Annotated in this window: 14 protein-coding genes; 6 read left to right on the plus strand and 8 right to left on the minus strand. The window is 71.8% G+C overall.

What is annotated here, in order from left to right; all coding sequences use genetic code 11:
- Nucleotides 1-53 precede the first annotated feature (53 nt).
- The 5 genes from OHT76_RS07465 to OHT76_RS07485 form a co-directional block, all read right to left on the minus strand.
- Nucleotides 54-905: an SGNH/GDSL hydrolase family protein gene (locus OHT76_RS07465; protein ID WP_328869954.1), complete on the minus strand. Its 852-nt coding sequence runs from the start codon at nt 903-905 to the stop codon at nt 54-56.
- Entirely contained in the window at nt 902-2062 is a 1161-nt protein-coding gene (locus OHT76_RS07470) for a glycosyltransferase (protein ID WP_328869955.1), read from the minus strand. The genes OHT76_RS07465 and OHT76_RS07470 overlap by 4 nt, the downstream gene beginning before the upstream one ends.
- On the minus strand, nt 2059-3189 hold the full coding sequence (locus OHT76_RS07475; protein ID WP_328869956.1) for a glycosyltransferase family 4 protein: 1131 nt from the start codon (nt 3187-3189) through the stop codon (nt 2059-2061). Before OHT76_RS07475 ends, OHT76_RS07470 begins: the two co-directional genes overlap by 4 nt.
- A 139-nt stretch (nt 3190-3328) precedes the next feature.
- Nucleotides 3329-4747, minus strand: coding sequence for a HEAT repeat domain-containing protein (locus OHT76_RS07480; RefSeq protein ID WP_328869957.1), 1419 nt, complete (start codon nt 4745-4747; stop codon nt 3329-3331).
- Between the two features lie 300 nt (nt 4748-5047).
- Nucleotides 5048-5440, minus strand: a complete 393-nt coding sequence (locus tag OHT76_RS07485; protein WP_328869958.1) for an ankyrin repeat domain-containing protein — start codon at nt 5438-5440, stop codon at nt 5048-5050.
- A gap of 260 nt (nt 5441-5700) precedes the next feature.
- Here OHT76_RS07485 and OHT76_RS07490 point away from each other — a divergent pair, with 260 nt between their 5' ends.
- Nucleotides 5701-5895, plus strand: a complete 195-nt coding sequence (locus OHT76_RS07490) for a hypothetical protein (RefSeq protein WP_015661880.1) — start codon at nt 5701-5703, stop codon at nt 5893-5895.
- A 37-nt stretch (nt 5896-5932) separates the two neighbouring features.
- Nucleotides 5933-7537, plus strand: a complete 1605-nt coding sequence (locus OHT76_RS07495; protein ID WP_328869959.1) for an ATP-binding cassette domain-containing protein — start codon at nt 5933-5935, stop codon at nt 7535-7537.
- Between the two features lie 13 nt (nt 7538-7550).
- Here the strand turns inward: OHT76_RS07495 and OHT76_RS07500 are convergent, their stop codons facing one another.
- Nucleotides 7551-9050 (minus strand): SCO1417 family MocR-like transcription factor, encoded by a 1500-nt coding sequence (locus OHT76_RS07500; RefSeq protein ID WP_328869960.1) that lies wholly within the window; start codon nt 9048-9050, stop codon nt 7551-7553.
- Nucleotides 9051-9114: 64 nt separating this feature from the next.
- Here OHT76_RS07500 and yczE point away from each other — a divergent pair, with 64 nt between their 5' ends.
- The 4 genes from yczE (at nt 9115) to OHT76_RS07520 (ending at nt 12591) form a co-directional block, all read left to right on the plus strand.
- Nucleotides 9115-9804, plus strand: coding sequence for a membrane protein YczE (gene yczE, locus OHT76_RS07505; protein WP_328869961.1), 690 nt, complete (start codon nt 9115-9117; stop codon nt 9802-9804).
- Nucleotides 9801-10568, plus strand: a complete 768-nt coding sequence (locus OHT76_RS07510; protein WP_328869962.1) for a glycerophosphodiester phosphodiesterase — start codon at nt 9801-9803, stop codon at nt 10566-10568. Before yczE ends, OHT76_RS07510 begins: the two co-directional genes overlap by 4 nt.
- A gap of 58 nt (nt 10569-10626) precedes the next feature.
- Nucleotides 10627-11961, plus strand: coding sequence for an MFS transporter (locus OHT76_RS07515; RefSeq protein ID WP_328876477.1), 1335 nt, complete (start codon nt 10627-10629; stop codon nt 11959-11961).
- Between the two features lie 255 nt (nt 11962-12216).
- Nucleotides 12217-12591: an RNA polymerase-binding protein RbpA gene (locus OHT76_RS07520; protein ID WP_003977404.1), complete on the plus strand. Its 375-nt coding sequence runs from the start codon at nt 12217-12219 to the stop codon at nt 12589-12591.
- 90 nt (nt 12592-12681) lie between these two features.
- Here the strand turns inward: OHT76_RS07520 and fxsA are convergent, their stop codons facing one another.
- Together fxsA and OHT76_RS07530 are read right to left on the minus strand one after the other, a co-directional pair.
- The gene (gene fxsA, locus OHT76_RS07525) at nt 12682-13239 is read right to left on the minus strand and encodes an FxsA family membrane protein (RefSeq protein ID WP_328869963.1); all 558 of its coding nucleotides are present in this window, start codon (nt 13237-13239) and stop codon (nt 12682-12684) included.
- Between the two features lie 71 nt (nt 13240-13310).
- Nucleotides 13311-14111 carry a polyprenol monophosphomannose synthase gene (locus OHT76_RS07530; RefSeq protein ID WP_328869964.1) on the minus strand — a complete coding sequence of 267 codons (801 nt, stop codon included), beginning with the start codon at nt 14109-14111 and terminating at the stop codon, nt 13311-13313.
- Nucleotides 14112-14642 lie beyond the last annotated feature (531 nt).

Consider the following 14642-nt stretch of genomic DNA (forward strand, 5'->3'; position numbering starts at 1 on the left):
TACGGGGCGCGGGGAACTGCGCGTCCAGCCCCCACGAACCCGCAGACAACCGACTACGCCGCATCCGGCTGCTGCTCCGCAACGGACAACGCAGCCAGCGCCGCCGACACCGCATGCGCCGTCCGCAGATCCAGCCGCGCGCTCGTCCCACGCGCGCGGTGCCGCATCTCATCCATGGCCAGCGTCAGAAGCTGAGGCAACAGATCAGTGCACCGCCGGACCACCCACCCCGTCCCCGCGGTGGCCAGCCACCACAGACTCGCCGACTTGGTGGGAGCCGGAAACTCGGGCTCGGGCGCGGGCGCGACACCAGTAGCCAGCCCGCCCTCCGCCAGCAACGCATGGAACCGCACCGCCAGTTGCCGATGCCCCCGCTCCCCCGGATGCAGCCGATCCGCGCTCCACATCCCACGGTCGGTGATCCAGGCACCCTCGGCCGCATGCAGATGCACCGCGTCGTACCGCTCGGACAGCGCGTGCACCACCGTGTTGACCGCCCGCTGGCGCCGGGCCAGCGGACGCGCCAGCGCCCCCGGAAGACCGAGCATCGCCCCCGGATCCGGCAGACAGGCGGTCAGCACGACCGCCCCCTGAGCGGTGAGAGCGGCGTACACCTTGTCCAACCGCGCCGCCACGGCCTGGATGTCGAAGGTGCAGCGCAGCGTGTCGTTCACGCCGACGACGACGGACACCACGTCCGGCCGCAGCGCCAGCGCGTCGGGCAGTTGTCGTTCCAGTACGTCCCCTGTCTGCGCCCCGCTGACGGCGAGGTTGGTGAAGTCCACGGGCTGTTCGGCGAGCCCGCCGGCGAGCAGCGCGGCCCAGCCGCGCCACCCGTCCCCGACGGGATCACCCACGCCCTCGGTCAGTGAATCCCCGAGGGCGGCGAAGCGCAGCGGTCTCATGCCACGCCCTCCGGCACCCGGGCTCGCCCGGGGACGGGCACGTCGTGCGCGGTGAGGAATGCGGTGACCGCGGTGTCCCAGCCGAAAAGCTCGGCACGCGCGCGTGCCGCCTCGCGCCGCTCGGCCTCGGGACGGGCGAGGAGCTTCTCCACGGCGTCGGCGAATGCCTCCCCGTGGTCCGCGGCGACGGCCCCGGCGGAGCCGATCACCTCCGGCAGCGCGGACGACGTGCTGACCGCCACGGGCGTACCGCACGCCATCGCCTCCAGGGCGGCGAGGCCGAAGGTCTCCGCGGGCCCCGGCGCCATGCACACGTCCGCCGATGCCTGGAGCGCCCCGAGCATGGCCCGGTCGGAGACATGTCCGAGGAAGGTCACCGGCAGCCCGCGCTCCCGCGCCCGCTGTTCGAGACGCGGCCGCAGCGGCCCGTCACCGGCCACCACCAGCACCGCCCGTCGCCCACGGCCGAGCAGCGCCTCCAGCGCGTCCAGCGCGGTCTGGGGCCGCTTCTCCACCGAGAGACGGGTGCAGGTGACGAGCAGCGCCTCGTCCAGGCGCGCGTGCCGGGCGCGCAGCCCCGCGTCGCGCATGGCGGGGTGCCGCTGCACCAGGTCGACGCCGAGCGGAGCGCGTACGACGTTGCGGGCGCCGATCCGTATGAACTCCCGCTCGGCGAACTCCGTGGTGCACACCACGCGCGAGTAGGTGTGGGCCGTACGGACGTTGAGGGCGTCGGCGGCGCGGCGGGCGGCGCCCTCGGGCACTCCCCAGGTGCGCAGGACGCCGTCAGCGGTCTCGTGGGAGACCATCACGGCGGGCACGCGCGCGCGTCGCGCCCACTTCCCGGTCCACCTGAGCGTCGTACGGTCGGAGACCTCCAGGCGGTCCGGACCGAGCTCCTCCAGAAGTGCGGCCACGCGCCGCTTGTCGGTCAGGACGCGGTAGCCGCCGGTGCCGGGCAGCAGCGGCCCGGGCAGGGTGATGACCCGGCCCTGCTCGGTCTCCTGGTCGGTGTGGCGCTCGCCGGGCACGATGAGCACCGGCTCGTGCCCGGCCGCCTTGAAGCCCTTGCCGAGCTCACGCAGCGCCGTGCGCAGTCCGCCGGAGGCGGGCGCGACGAAGTTCGCGAGCCGGACGATACGCAGTGACTCGTTCACGCCGCCGCCACCTTCGCCCTGCGGCCGGCCAGCACATCGGCGTAGTGGCCGATGAGCTGGTCGCCGACGGCCGCCCAGGTGCGCCCCTCGACCATCGCGCGCGCGGCGGTGCCGTAGGCCGTACGCATGGCGGGGTCGGCCTGGAGTGCCCGCACCGCCTCGCGTACGGCGTTCGCGTCACCGGGCGGGAAGAGCAGCCCGGTGTGCCGGTGGGCGACCAGGTCGAGCGGGCCGCCGGCGGCGGGCGCGACGACGGGCACACCGCTGGCCATGGCCTCCTGCACGGTCTGGCAGAAGGTCTCGAAGGGGCCGGTGTGCGCGAAGACGTCCAGCGAGGCGAAGATCCGGGCGAGGTCGTCGCCGGTGCGGCGGCCCAGGAAGACCGCGCCGGGCAGGGCCTGCTCCAGGTTGGGGCGGCTCGGTCCGTCGCCCACGATGACGACCTTGACGCCGTCCAGGCGGCAGGCGCCGGCCAGCAGTTCGATGTGCTTCTCGGGGGCGAGCCGGCCGACGTAGCCGACGATCAGCTCGCCGTTCGGGGCGAGTTCCCGGCGCAGTGCGTCGTCCCGGAGGTCGGGGCGGAAGCGGACGGTGTCCACACCGCGCGGCCACAGCTTGACCCGGGGCACGCCATGGGCCTCCAGGTCGTGCAGGGACGGGCTGGACGGGGCGAGGGTGAGGTCGGCGGCGGAGTGGACGGAGCGGATGCGGCGCCAGGCCGCGGCCTCGCCGGCGCCCACGTAGGTACGGGCGTATCCGGCCAGGTCGGTCTGGTAGACGGCGACGGCGGGGATGCCGAGCCGGGCGGCGGCGGCCATGCCGCGGACGCCGATGATGAAGGGGCTGGCCAGGTGGACCATATCGGCGTTGTGCTCGATCAGCGTCGAGGCAAGGCGCCTGCTGGGGAGGGCGACGCGCACCTGGGGGTAGCCGGGGAGCGGTAGGGAGGGGACATGGACGACGGGGCAGGGCGCGAGAGCGCCGAGCTTGCTCCCGGGAGCGGGGGCCGGGGCAACGACGACGGGGGCGTGACCGCGATCGACGAGGTGTCGGGCGGTCTGGAGCGCGCAGTGGGCCACGCCGTTCACATCGGGGGGAAAGGATTCGGTCACGATGACGACACGCATACCGGTGTTGTCGCCGTGCTGGACGTGGCCGCGTCAACGTGGATCTTTCCGAACAGGGAACGTCCCATGAGCGTTGCGCTGCACACCCGAGCAGGTCAGGCCGTGTCCATGCCCGCCTGACCCGCGGGTCACCTCTCGTTCACCCTGCGGGCGTGTCGGGCCCGATCCGGCTACGAACGGCTGTCTGGACCTCGGCCTCCTCCGCCGGGTCGGCGGCGAGTCGGCGCAGTCGCTCCACGACGCGGTTGTCACCGGTCTCGGCATGCCGGGCGGCGATCTCGCGGGTGGTCTCCTCGCAGTCCCAGAGGCATTCGACGGCGAATCCGGCGGGGAAGGAGGGATCGGTCGCGGCCAGGGCACGTGCGGTGCGGCCGCGGAGATGGGAGGAGGCGGTCTCTCGGTAGATATGGCGCAGGACGGGGGCCGCGCAGGCGATGCCGAGCCGTCCGGTGCCGTCCACGAGGGTCCACAGGGTCGGTGCGTCGGGCCCCTCGCCCCGGACGGCCTCCCGCAGCGCCGCGAGGACCAGGTCGCTGTCCTGGGCCCCGCCGCGGCAGGCGAGCATGCGTCCGGCTGAGGCGCCCAGCGGATCGGGCCGCCGGGCCCAGCCGCGGGCCCGGTCGACGGCGGCGACACTGCGCATCCGTTCGAAGGCGTCGACGGCGGCCTCCACGACGGGCGGCGGCCCTGCCGTCACGGCCGCCTCGATCAGGTCGAGGGCGTCCCGGTCGTTACTGTCGGCGAGGTAGCGCAGGGCGGTGCAGCGGGCGCCCTCGGTGCCGTCCTTGGCGGCCTGCACGATCTCGGGCCGGTCCTCGGGGCCCGCCACGGCGGTGAGACACCGGGCGGCCGGCACATGGAGCGCGGCGCCGCGGTCGACACCCTGTTGTGCCCACTCGAAGACGGCCCGCACACTCCACCCCGGGCGGGGCCCGGTGGGGCGCATCTGCCGCTGCCAGCGGTCGAAACAGCCGGCCTCGTGAGCGGCACGCACACGCGTGGCGACCGATTCGCGCGAATCCTCCGCCCACAGCCGCCAGGGCCGTGGCTCAAAAGCGTCGCGTACGGCGGCGGCCAGCTCGGCCTCGCCCTCGGCGTCGGTGGAAAAGCGCGCCAGGACGGGCGCGGCGAGGGCGCGCAGTCCTGCGTCGTCGTCGCGCAGCGCCAGCTCGTCCAGGGCCCAGGCCCAGTTGGCGCCCGTGGCGGCGTACCTGCGCAGCAGGGCGAGCGCGTCCCGCCTGCCGTAGGAGGCGAGGTGGCCGAGGACGGCCAGGGTGAGGCCGGTGCGTGACTCCTCGGTGTCGAAGACGTCCTCGACATCGAAGAGATGGGCCTCGATCTCGTCCAGCTCGCCGTTCAGGTCGAGGAAGAGCCGGGCGTAGTACAGGGAGCGGTTCTCCACCTGCCAGTCGTGGCGGGGGTCGCTGAGCACGCAGTGGTTCAGTGCCGCGAGCGCTTCGGCGCGCGGTGCGGTGAGCGCGTGCAGCGTGCCGTCGCCGCGGCCCCTCTGGAGCAGGCCGAGCAGCGTACCGCTGGGCGCTATGACCGGATCGAACATGGGAAACAGCCTCACATCAAGCGTCGACGCAACCGGGGACGTGCTCTACCTGGCCGCGTGACAACACGTCGGGGCGCCCGCCGTTTCCTGCTTGCTGTAAGCCATCTTCCTCTGCCTCTCGTCGGTGGCCCATGCGGACCGCATCACGGCCCGCGCGGTGCGGCAACACCTGCCCAGCCATCGCGTCCGTGAATCACGACGTCATGATGACTCGGCAGTTCCATCTACCGCGACCGAAATTTCGGCGGCCCTTTACCGCCTCCCCCGTTTTCTGTGTCGTAGCTGGTCAGAGCGTACGGATCAGTGTGCGCCGAACAATTCCAGCAGTTCCGTCTTGCCGAACATCCGGGCGGTGTCGACGGCCGACGGAGTGCCCGCCGACGGATCGGCGCCGCCCTCCAGAAGAGCCTTGATGACTTCCGTCTCGCCCTTGAACACGGCCCCGGCGAGCGGGGTCTGGCCCCGGTCGTTGATCCGGTCGGCCTCGGCGCCACGCGCGAGCAGTGCGCGCACCGCCTCGGCGTGGCCGTGGTAGGCGGCGAGCATCACCAGGGAGTCGCCACGGTCATTGGTGAGGTTGGCCGGAACGCCCGCGTCGAGATACGCCACAAGCGCCTCGGTCCGCCCCTGCCGGGCCAGATCGAAGATCTTGGTCGCCAGCTCCACGACCTCGGGGTCGGGGGCTTCACTCATCGCCGGACCGCCTCTCCATACAACCGTTCAGGTGAATCGCCAGGGTACTGGCTCGCGGGGCACATGACCCGTTGTGCCCGAGGTAAAGATCAGCACGGACCCGGTCGGACGCAAGAGCCCAGCTCATCCAGCCCAGGACGACTCCGCCAACCGAGGGAAATTTGCCGAAATTCACTCAGTTGCACCTTTTATCGTATGGATACATCCTGTGAGCCTGGAAGTACTCATGGTGACTGTCCCCACGAACCAGGAGAACTCAAATGATCCTGTCCATCTCAGGCGTGGTCCTGCTCGGCATCATCGTCTTCCTCTTCTTCAAGAAGGACGGACTCAAGGCCTCGCATGCCCTCGTCGCGGCCCTGTTCGGCTTCTATCTGGCCAGTACGGCCATCGCTCCGAGCATCAAGGCCGGCGGCGAGAGCCTGGCGAGCCTGCTCGGCGGCATCAAGTTCTGACGCCCCTCCCGTCCGTACGCACCTTCAGGAGACAGCAGTGGCCCGGCGCCCCCTCCCCCGCATCCTGAGCACAGGCAGCGCGCAGATCGCCCGGAGCCGGGAGCTGGCCCGGACGGCGGCCGACAGCGCCACCGACGTCCTCCACCCGCTGATCACGATCACCCGCGGGCTGCGCCGGCTGGCATCGGCCGGGCGGCGCAAGTGGGCCGACACCCCCAAGGACAAGCGCGGGCCGCTGCTGTTCCTGGTGGCCTCGGTGATCCTGGTCGTGGCGCTCGTCCCGTACGGCCCGCTGCTCGCCGTCATCACGCTGATGGCGGCGGCAGCCTGGCAGGGCCGGGACCGCACCCCGGCGGCCCCCGAAGGCCCGGACGAGTCCCAGACGGAACGCCTGAAGTCGCTGTACGAGGCGCTGGTCCCGTACTTCTCGACCGCGGAGGACCCCGCCCCGCTGTACTCCCACGGCGGCGAGTGGGAGAGCGCCTTTCCCGAGTACGGGTTCGACGCCTCGGGACGCGTCACGAGCCTCACGATCCGCTACCCGGCCTACTTCACCGACGGCGAGCCCGACTCCCGCGCGCGGATCGAGCATCTGCTCACCGCCAAGTCGGGCCGCGGCCGGGAGTACCGCTTCGCCTGGGACGAGGAGGGCAACCAGCTCTCCCTCGCCGTCCTGCCGCCGCTGCCCACCGACATCGCCGCCCAGCGCTTCGTCACGGCCCCCGGCGAGACGGTCCTCGGCTTCACCGACCCCGGCGAGGTCCAGCGCACACTCCCCCTCACCCACGGCGAGGAGCAGCGCGACATGCCGCCGGTCGTCTGGCGCACCGGCGTCCGCTCCACCGAGCCCCATCTGCTGATCATGGGCCAGCCCGGCAGCGGCACCTCCACCCTGCTCCGCTCGATCGCCCTCCAGGCCCTCCAGTACGGCGATGTGGTCGTCGTCGAGGGCGGCGCCACCGGCGAGTACGCCTGCCTCACCGGCCGGGACGGCGTCCTCGCCGTGGAGTGCGCGCTGGCCGGAGCCCTGGCCAGCCTGGAGTGGGCCGCGCACGAGACGGAGCGCCGGCTGATCGCGCTCAACCGCGCCCGGCAGGCCGGTCATCCGCCGCCGGAGGACACCAAGCGCCCCCTTTGGCTCCTCCTGGACCGCCCGACCGCCTTCGCCCACCTCGCCGCCACCGACGGCCACAAGGACCCCCAGTCCCTGCTCCAGGTACCACTGCGGCACGGCCGCGCGGCGAACGTCACGGTGGTGGTGGCCGACCAGTTCGACAGCGCGGAACTCCTGAGCGAGCCCGTGCGCCAGCACGCACGCGCGCGTGCCGTACTCGGCCCCGCGACGGCGGAACAGCTGACGGCATTCCTGGGCGCGCCCCCGCACACCACCCCGATCACCCAGGTCCCCCCGGGCCGCGGCTACGCCCGCCTGGGCACGGGCCCGGTCCTGCGCCTCCAGGTCCCGGCCACCCCGGACCCCTACGACGACGCCACCAGCGACGCCCACCGCCAGGCCGTCCTCGACCTGCTCCCGCCCCGCACTACCCCGGCGGACGCGGAACAGCAGCCGGACCCGGAGCCCGTAGAGGCAGAAGCAGTAGCGGCGGAAGCAGTGGCGGCGGAGCCTTCACAACTCTCGTAGCCGCCCACGCCGGTCACGCCACGAATGTCCGAGGCGCCTCCCCACCGCCCGTCCCCCCGCTCTCCACCAACCGTGCCGCGGCAGCCAGCCGTACCGCCGCCTCTTCCGCGACCGCACCGCCCACGGTGAACGGCAGCCGCACATACCCCTCGAAGGCGCCGTCGACCCCGAAGCGGGGCCCCGACGGCACCCGGACGCCGACCCGTTCCCCCGCTTCCGCGAGCCGCGAGCCGGAGAGGCCGCCCGTGCGGACCCAAAGGGTCAGCCCGCCCTTGGGGACCTCGAACTCCCACTCGGGCAGCTCCCGCCGCACCGCGCCGACCAGCGCCTCCCGGTTCTCACGGGCCTGCATCCGGCGCAGCTCGACGGCCTGCTCCCAACCCCCCGTGCTGAACAGCCAGTTCACGGCCAGCTGCTCCAACACCGGTGTCCCCAGGTCGGCGTAGGCGCGCGCGGCGACCAGGCTGCGGATCACATCGGGCGCCGCCCGTACCCACCCGATGCGCATCCCGGCCCAGAAGGCCTTGCTCGCCGAGCCGACGGTGATCACTGTGGCCCCGGCCGGATCGAAGGCGCACACGGGCCGCGGCATCGCGACATCCGGGTCCAGCCACAATTCGCTCATCGTCTCGTCGGCGACCAGCACCGTCCCCGCGGACCGTGCCGCCTCCACCAACTGCCGCCGCTGATCGTCGTCGGCGAGCGCACCGGTCGGATTGTGGAAGTCGGCGACGACATAGGCCAGCCGCGGTGCCGCGTCGCGCAGCACCTGACGCCAGCGGTCCAGGTCCCAGCCGCTGAGCCCCTCGGCCATGGCGACGGGCACCAGCCGCGCGCCCGCCTCCCGCATCAACTGAAGGATGTTGGCGTAGGACGGCGACTCCACGGCGACCCGCTCGCCCCGCCCCGCGAAGAGATGACAGATGGCGTCGATGGCGCCCATCGCCCCGGTCGTCACCATGATCTGCTCGGGCATGGTCGGGATCCCGCGCGCAGTGTACCGCTCGGCGATCATCGCGCGCAGGGCGGGCAGCCCGGCCGGATAGTCGCCGTGTGTGTGGGCGTACGGCGGCAGTTCCTCAAGGGCGCCCTGCACGGCCCGGGTGAGCCATGGCTCGGGCGCGGGAAGGGCCGCGCAGCCGAGGTCGATCACCGAGCCGAGGGCCTCGGGCGGCAGGGGTTCAAGGCCGCGCGCGGGAAGCGGATTTCCGGCCGGGACCGCGGTCCAGCTGCCGGCGCCACGTCGGGACTCCAGGAAGCCCTCGGCGCGCAGGGCCTCATAGGCCGCGGCGACCGTCGTACGGCTGACGGACAGGGAAAGCGCCAGTTCGCGCTCAGCGGGCAGCCGCGCCGCGACCGGCACCCGGCCCTCAAGGACCAGCAGGCGGATGCCGTCGGCGAGCGCGCGATAGGCGGGCGGGCGGCGCGTACCGGGGCCCGCCGGTCGGTCCTGCTGGGAGCTGAGCAGCCGGGCAAGTTGAGCCGGTCCCACCGCCGAGGTCCACTGCGCCATGGAAATCAGTCCACCTTCCCCGAATTGGCCATGGATGGCCGTTCTCCTCAAGCCACAGGGTGTCATGACGCAGGCCACTACCACCACAGGGGGGACCCTCTTGTCCACGACAAGCCGTCTCGGGCGACGGTTGATCCAGCTGTATGTCGGTCTCGCGCTCTACGGCGCGAGCTCGGCCCTTCTCGTCGAGGCCGGCCTCGGCCTCGAACCCTGGAACGTGCTGCACCAGGGCCTTGCCGAGCTGACCGGTCTGACGATCGGCGTCGTGTCGATCATCGTGGGCGCCGCGGTACTGCTCCTGTGGATCCCGCTGCGCCAGCGGCCCGGCCTCGGCACCGTCTCCAATGTCTTCGTCGTCGGCATCGCCATGGACGGCACCCTGGCCGCCCTTCCCGAGGCGCACACCCTCGCCGTCCGGATACCCCTTCTCGTCGCCGGCATCGTCCTCAACGGTGTGGCCACCGGCCTCTACATCGCCGCCCGCTTCGGACCGGGCCCGCGCGACGGCCTGATGACCGGACTGCACCGGCGCACCGGCCGCTCGATCCGGCTGATGCGTACGGCCGTTGAGCTCGCGGTGGTCATCTCCGGCTTCCTCCTGGGCGGCACGATCGGTGTCGGCACCCTGCTGTACGCGCTGGCCATCGGCCCGCTCGCCCAGCTCTTCCTGCGCGTCTTCGCCGTCCCCGCGGCACCCGACGGCAGCACGGTCGTTGCCACCGGTCAACCCCGGCGCGCCATACTGCGACGGTGAGCACGCCGATACGCCACCCCTATCTCGACCATCCCGGTCCGATCCCCTTCGCCCACCGGGGCGGGGCGGCGGACGGCCTGGAGAACACCCTGCTGCAGTTCCGGCGCGCGGTGGACCTGGGCTACCGGTACCTGGAGACCGACATCCACGCCACCCGCGACGGCAAGCTGGTCGCCTTCCACGACTCGACGCTGGACCGGGTGACCGACGGGGCGGGCAGAATCTCCGACCTGCCCTGGGCGGACGTACGGCACGCGCGTGTGGCCGGTCAGGAGCCGGTGCCGCTGTTCGAGGAGCTCCTGGAGGCCTTCCCCGAGGCGCGCTGGAACGTCGACGTGAAGGCGGAGTCCGCGCTGCTGCCCTTCCTCGACCTGGTCGAACGCACCGGCACCTGGGACCGCATCTGCCTCGGCTCGTTCTCCGAGGCACGGGTCGTACGGGCCCAGCGGCTCGCCGGTCCTCAGCTGGCCACGTCGTACGGCACGCGCGGGGTGCTGAATCTGCGGCTGCGCTCCTGGGGGCTGCCCGCTGCGGTGCGCCGCTCGGCCGTCGCCGCGCAGGTGCCCGAGATGCAGTCCGGCATCCAGGTGGTCGACCACCGCTTCGTGCGCACCGCCCACGCGCACGGGCTCCAGGTGCATGTGTGGACGGTCAACGAGGAGGACCGTATGCACCGGCTTCTGGACCTGGGAGTCGATGGCATCATGACCGATCACATCGAGACATTGCGCAAGGTCATGGAGGACCGGGGCGTCTGGGTCTGAGACCTCGACGGGCCGCGGCCCGGACGGGGAAGCGAGGGCGCGGGTGGACACCGGCACCATGGGGACGACGGCCGCCGAGGAGGCCGTGGGGCGGCGGCGCGAGCAGCGCGGCTGGTACGTCTACGACTGGGCGTGCTCCGTCTATTCGACGAGCGTGCTCACCGTGTTCCTCGGCCCCTATCTCACCTCGGTGGCTGAGGAGGCCGCCGACGCGGACGGCTTCGTCCACCCGCTCGGCATCCCGGTGCGCGCCGGCTCCTTCTTCGCCTACTCGGTGTCCCTGTCGGTGATCGCGGCCGTCCTGGTGATGCCCCTGGTGGGCGCCGCGGCCGACCGCAGCGGCCGGAAGAAGCCGCTGCTGGCGGCGGCCGCGTACACCGGGGCCGCGGCGACGACGGGCATGTTCTTCCTCGAGGGCGACCGCTATCTGCTCGGCGGCGCCCTGCTGATCGTCGCGAACGCGGCACTGTCCGTGTCGATGATGCTCTACAACTCCTATCTGCCGCAGATCGCCCCGCCCGAGGAGCGCGACGCGGTGTCCTCCCGGGGCTGGGCCTTCGGATACGCGGCGGGTGCCCTGGTGCTGATCGCGAACCTGGTCCTGTATCTCGCCCACGACTCCTTCGGCGTCTCGGAGACCACGGCCGTCCGCATCTGTCTGGCCTCGGCCGGTCTGTGGTGGGGCGCCTTCACCCTCGTACCCCTGCGCCGGCTGCGCGACCGCCGCTCCTCTCCCGGCAAGCGGGCGACCGCGCCCGGCTTCCGGCAGCTCGCGGCGACCGTCCGCGACATGCGCCGCCACCCGCTGACGCTCGCCTTCCTGCTGGCGTACCTCATCTACAACGACGGCATCCAGACGGTGATCTCCCAGGCCTCCATCTACGGCTCCGAGGAGCTGGGGCTCGGCCAGTCCACACTGATCGGCGCGGTGCTGCTGGTCCAGGTGCTGGCGGTGGCGGGGGCACTGCTGATGGGGCGGCTCGCGCGGACGTACGGCGCCAAGCGCACGATTCTGGGGTCGCTGGTTGCGTGGACGGTGACGCTGGCGGCGGGGTACTTCCTGCCGGCCGGGGCGCCGGTGTGGTTCTTCGTGCTGGCGGCCGGGATCGGGCTGGTGCTGGGCGGCAGCCAGGCCCTGTCGCGCTCCCTGTTCTCCCATCTCGTACCGCCGGGCAAGGAGGCCGAGTACTTCTCGGCGTACGAGATGAGCGACCGCGGGATGAGCTGGCTCGGCCCGCTGCTGTTCGGGCTCACCTACCAGCTGACCGGCAGCTATCGGGACGCGATCATCTCGCTGGTGGCCTTCTTCGTGCTCGGGTTCGTGCTGCTCGCGAGGGTCCCGGTGCGGCAGGCGATCAGCGACGCGGGCAACCCGGTTCCGGCAAGGATTTAGCGTTCGACGCGAAAGGGCTGTAGTGTACGCGTTTGGCCTGCCAGGCGTACCGTTACTGCGCGTCAAAGATATCGAAACGCTGGGTGACATCTGCTAGCAGATGTGACAAACCGGGCGCCGGTGGGTACAACAAGGGGCGGCTACGACGGCGACGCATGACCCGGAACGGGAATCTTTACCGCCGACCGGACGTTGACCGGATGACGACGACAGCGACACCTGTCCTGTGGGCGACAAGCCCGGGAGGCACGATTCATGAGTGAGCGAGCTCTTCGCGGCACGCGCCTCGTGGTGACCAGCTACGAGACGGACCGCGGCATCGACCTGGCCCCGCGCCAGGCCGTGGAGTACGCATGCGAGAAGGGGCACCGCTTCGAGATGCCCTTCTCGGTCGAGGCGGAGATTCCGCCGGAGTGGGAGTGCAAGGTCTGCGGGGCCCAGGCACTCCTCGTAGACGGCGACGGCCCTGAGGAGAAGAAGGCCAAGCCCGCGCGTACGCATTGGGACATGCTGATGGAGCGGCGCACCCGCGAGGAGCTCGAAGAGGTCCTCGAGGAGCGCCTGGCCGTTCTGCGTTCCGGCGCGATGAACATCGCGGTCCACCCCAGGGACAGCCGCAAGTCGGCCTAGTCCCACCGGGGTCCGGAACCCCGATACAGCACAACACCGAGGGCGCCGTACGTTCTGCGTACGGCGCCCTCGGTTTTTCGCATGCCCGGCTCAGTGCGTCAGCGGCGGGCGCGGTCCCTCGGGGGTGTCCCCGGGCTCGTCCCTGATGACCTCGCCCTGGACGACCTTGCCGTCGGGCCGGTGCATACGAGCCTGCTGGAAGGCGTCACCCAGGGAGCCGGGACCGGCCTGGCGGAGCTTGCGGTCGAAGGTGCGCTCCGCATACCGCCCGAGGGCCTTCTGCACCGGCGGGATCAGCAGGAGCAGACCGACCGCGTCCGAGATCAGACCGGGCAGCATCAGCAGCAGACCGCCGAGCATCATCAGGCCGTTGCCGCCGCCGGAGGGGGCCGGGGTGCCGCCCCGCTGCAACGCCTCGTTGAGGTTCTGGAACGCGCGCCTGCCGGCCCGCTTGATGACCACGGTGCCGAGCACCAGGCCGGCGAGCAGCAGCAGAAAGACGGTGAGGCCGCCCGCGGCGCCCGCGACCACGGTGAGCAGCCAGATCTCCAGCACCAGCCAGGCGGCGATGCCCAGCGGCAGGAAGGTGCGCAGCCGGGAGCGCCGGGGCCGGGCGGGATGCGTGGGAGTCGGTGCGCCAGTCGTCATGCGTCCAGTGTGCCTGGCCGCGGCTCAGTGCGGGATAAGGGGACGATCAACGGGGCCTGTGGGCCGTAGGGCTACGGCCGTGGCGGCTTGGTGCGGTCCAGGAGCTTGCCGACCCGCTCCTTGGCGCCCCAGGTCGTGACCCGCCACAGGGCCTCCACGAGGATGTCGCGGCTCATCTTGGAGTCGCCGTGCTCGCGTTCGACGAAGGTGATGGGCACCTCGACGACGTGGAAACCGGCCTTGACCGCGCGGCGGGCGAGGTCGACCTGGAAGCAGTAGCCCTGGGAGGCGACGTCGTCGAGGCCGAGGCCCTCCAGGGTCTCGCGGCGGAAGGCGCGGTAGCCGCCGGTGATGTCGCGCAGCGGCAGATCCAGTGCGACCCGGGAGTACAGGCTGCCGCCGCGGGAGATGAACTCACGGCTCTTGGGCCAGTTCACGACCCGGCCGCCGGGCACCCAGCGGGATCCCAGGACCAGGTCGGCGCCCTTGAGCGCGGTGAGCAGCCGGGGCAGTTCCTCCGGCCGGTGGGAGCCGTCTGCGTCCATTTCGACCAGGACGCCGTAGCCGTGCTCCAGGCCCCAGCGGAAGCCCGCGAGGTAGGCGGCGCCGAGGCCCTCCTTGCCCTTGCGGTGCAGCACCTGGACCTGATCGTCCTCGGCGGCCAGCTCGTCGGCGAGCTTGCCGGTGCCGTCGGGGCTGTTGTCGTCGGCCACGAGGATGTGCGCCTCGGGTACGGCCGAGCGCACCCGGCCGACGATCGCCTTGATGTTCTCCGCCTCGTTGTAGGTCGGAATGATCACCAACGCGGTGCCGAGCGGACCGAACCGCCTCCCCGAGGCCTCGGTCTCACGGATCCCGTCGCCGTCGTTCACTGCTGCCCCTTCGTGTGCGTCCGCAGAAGGTCCACCTTAGTGGGCGCGGCCTGCGATTACGTGACATCACGTTCGTATGGTGGTGTCGATTGCACAAGAGCGGGGTAGCCATCTGCTTTTCGGATCATGCACGCGCCCTGCGGATGGGGGCCCGGCGCCCTTCGGGCCGACCTGGGGCCCGCTGGCTGCGGGTCGACCGAAAGCCGTTGTCTACTGAGCGCCCGGGCCCCACCCGGGTCACACCTCCCCGACCGGCCGGAACGTTCCCTCGTCGTGGCGTGGGCGCTGAGCCTGGCTCCCAGTGGCGGTGCCCCGGTGCGGGACACCGTCCCTGACCCAGCGGCGTTGCGACGAGTTCCCGGAACGTTCACGCATTCCTGGTCGGGCGTCCGGTGGTGGACTCGGCCGAACCTACCGGCCCCCCGCCATCGGCTGTCAACAGCCGTTTGACCTGCGGATCTCTGCTCAACGCCCTGGTCAGCGCGTGGGAATGCGCAGGTCGCGCGACGGGGCGGCGGGCACAATCGGCGG

This window comes from Streptomyces sp. NBC_00287 (assembly GCF_036173105.1).
In the GTDB taxonomy this organism is placed as follows: Bacteria; Actinomycetota; Actinomycetes; order Streptomycetales; family Streptomycetaceae; genus Streptomyces.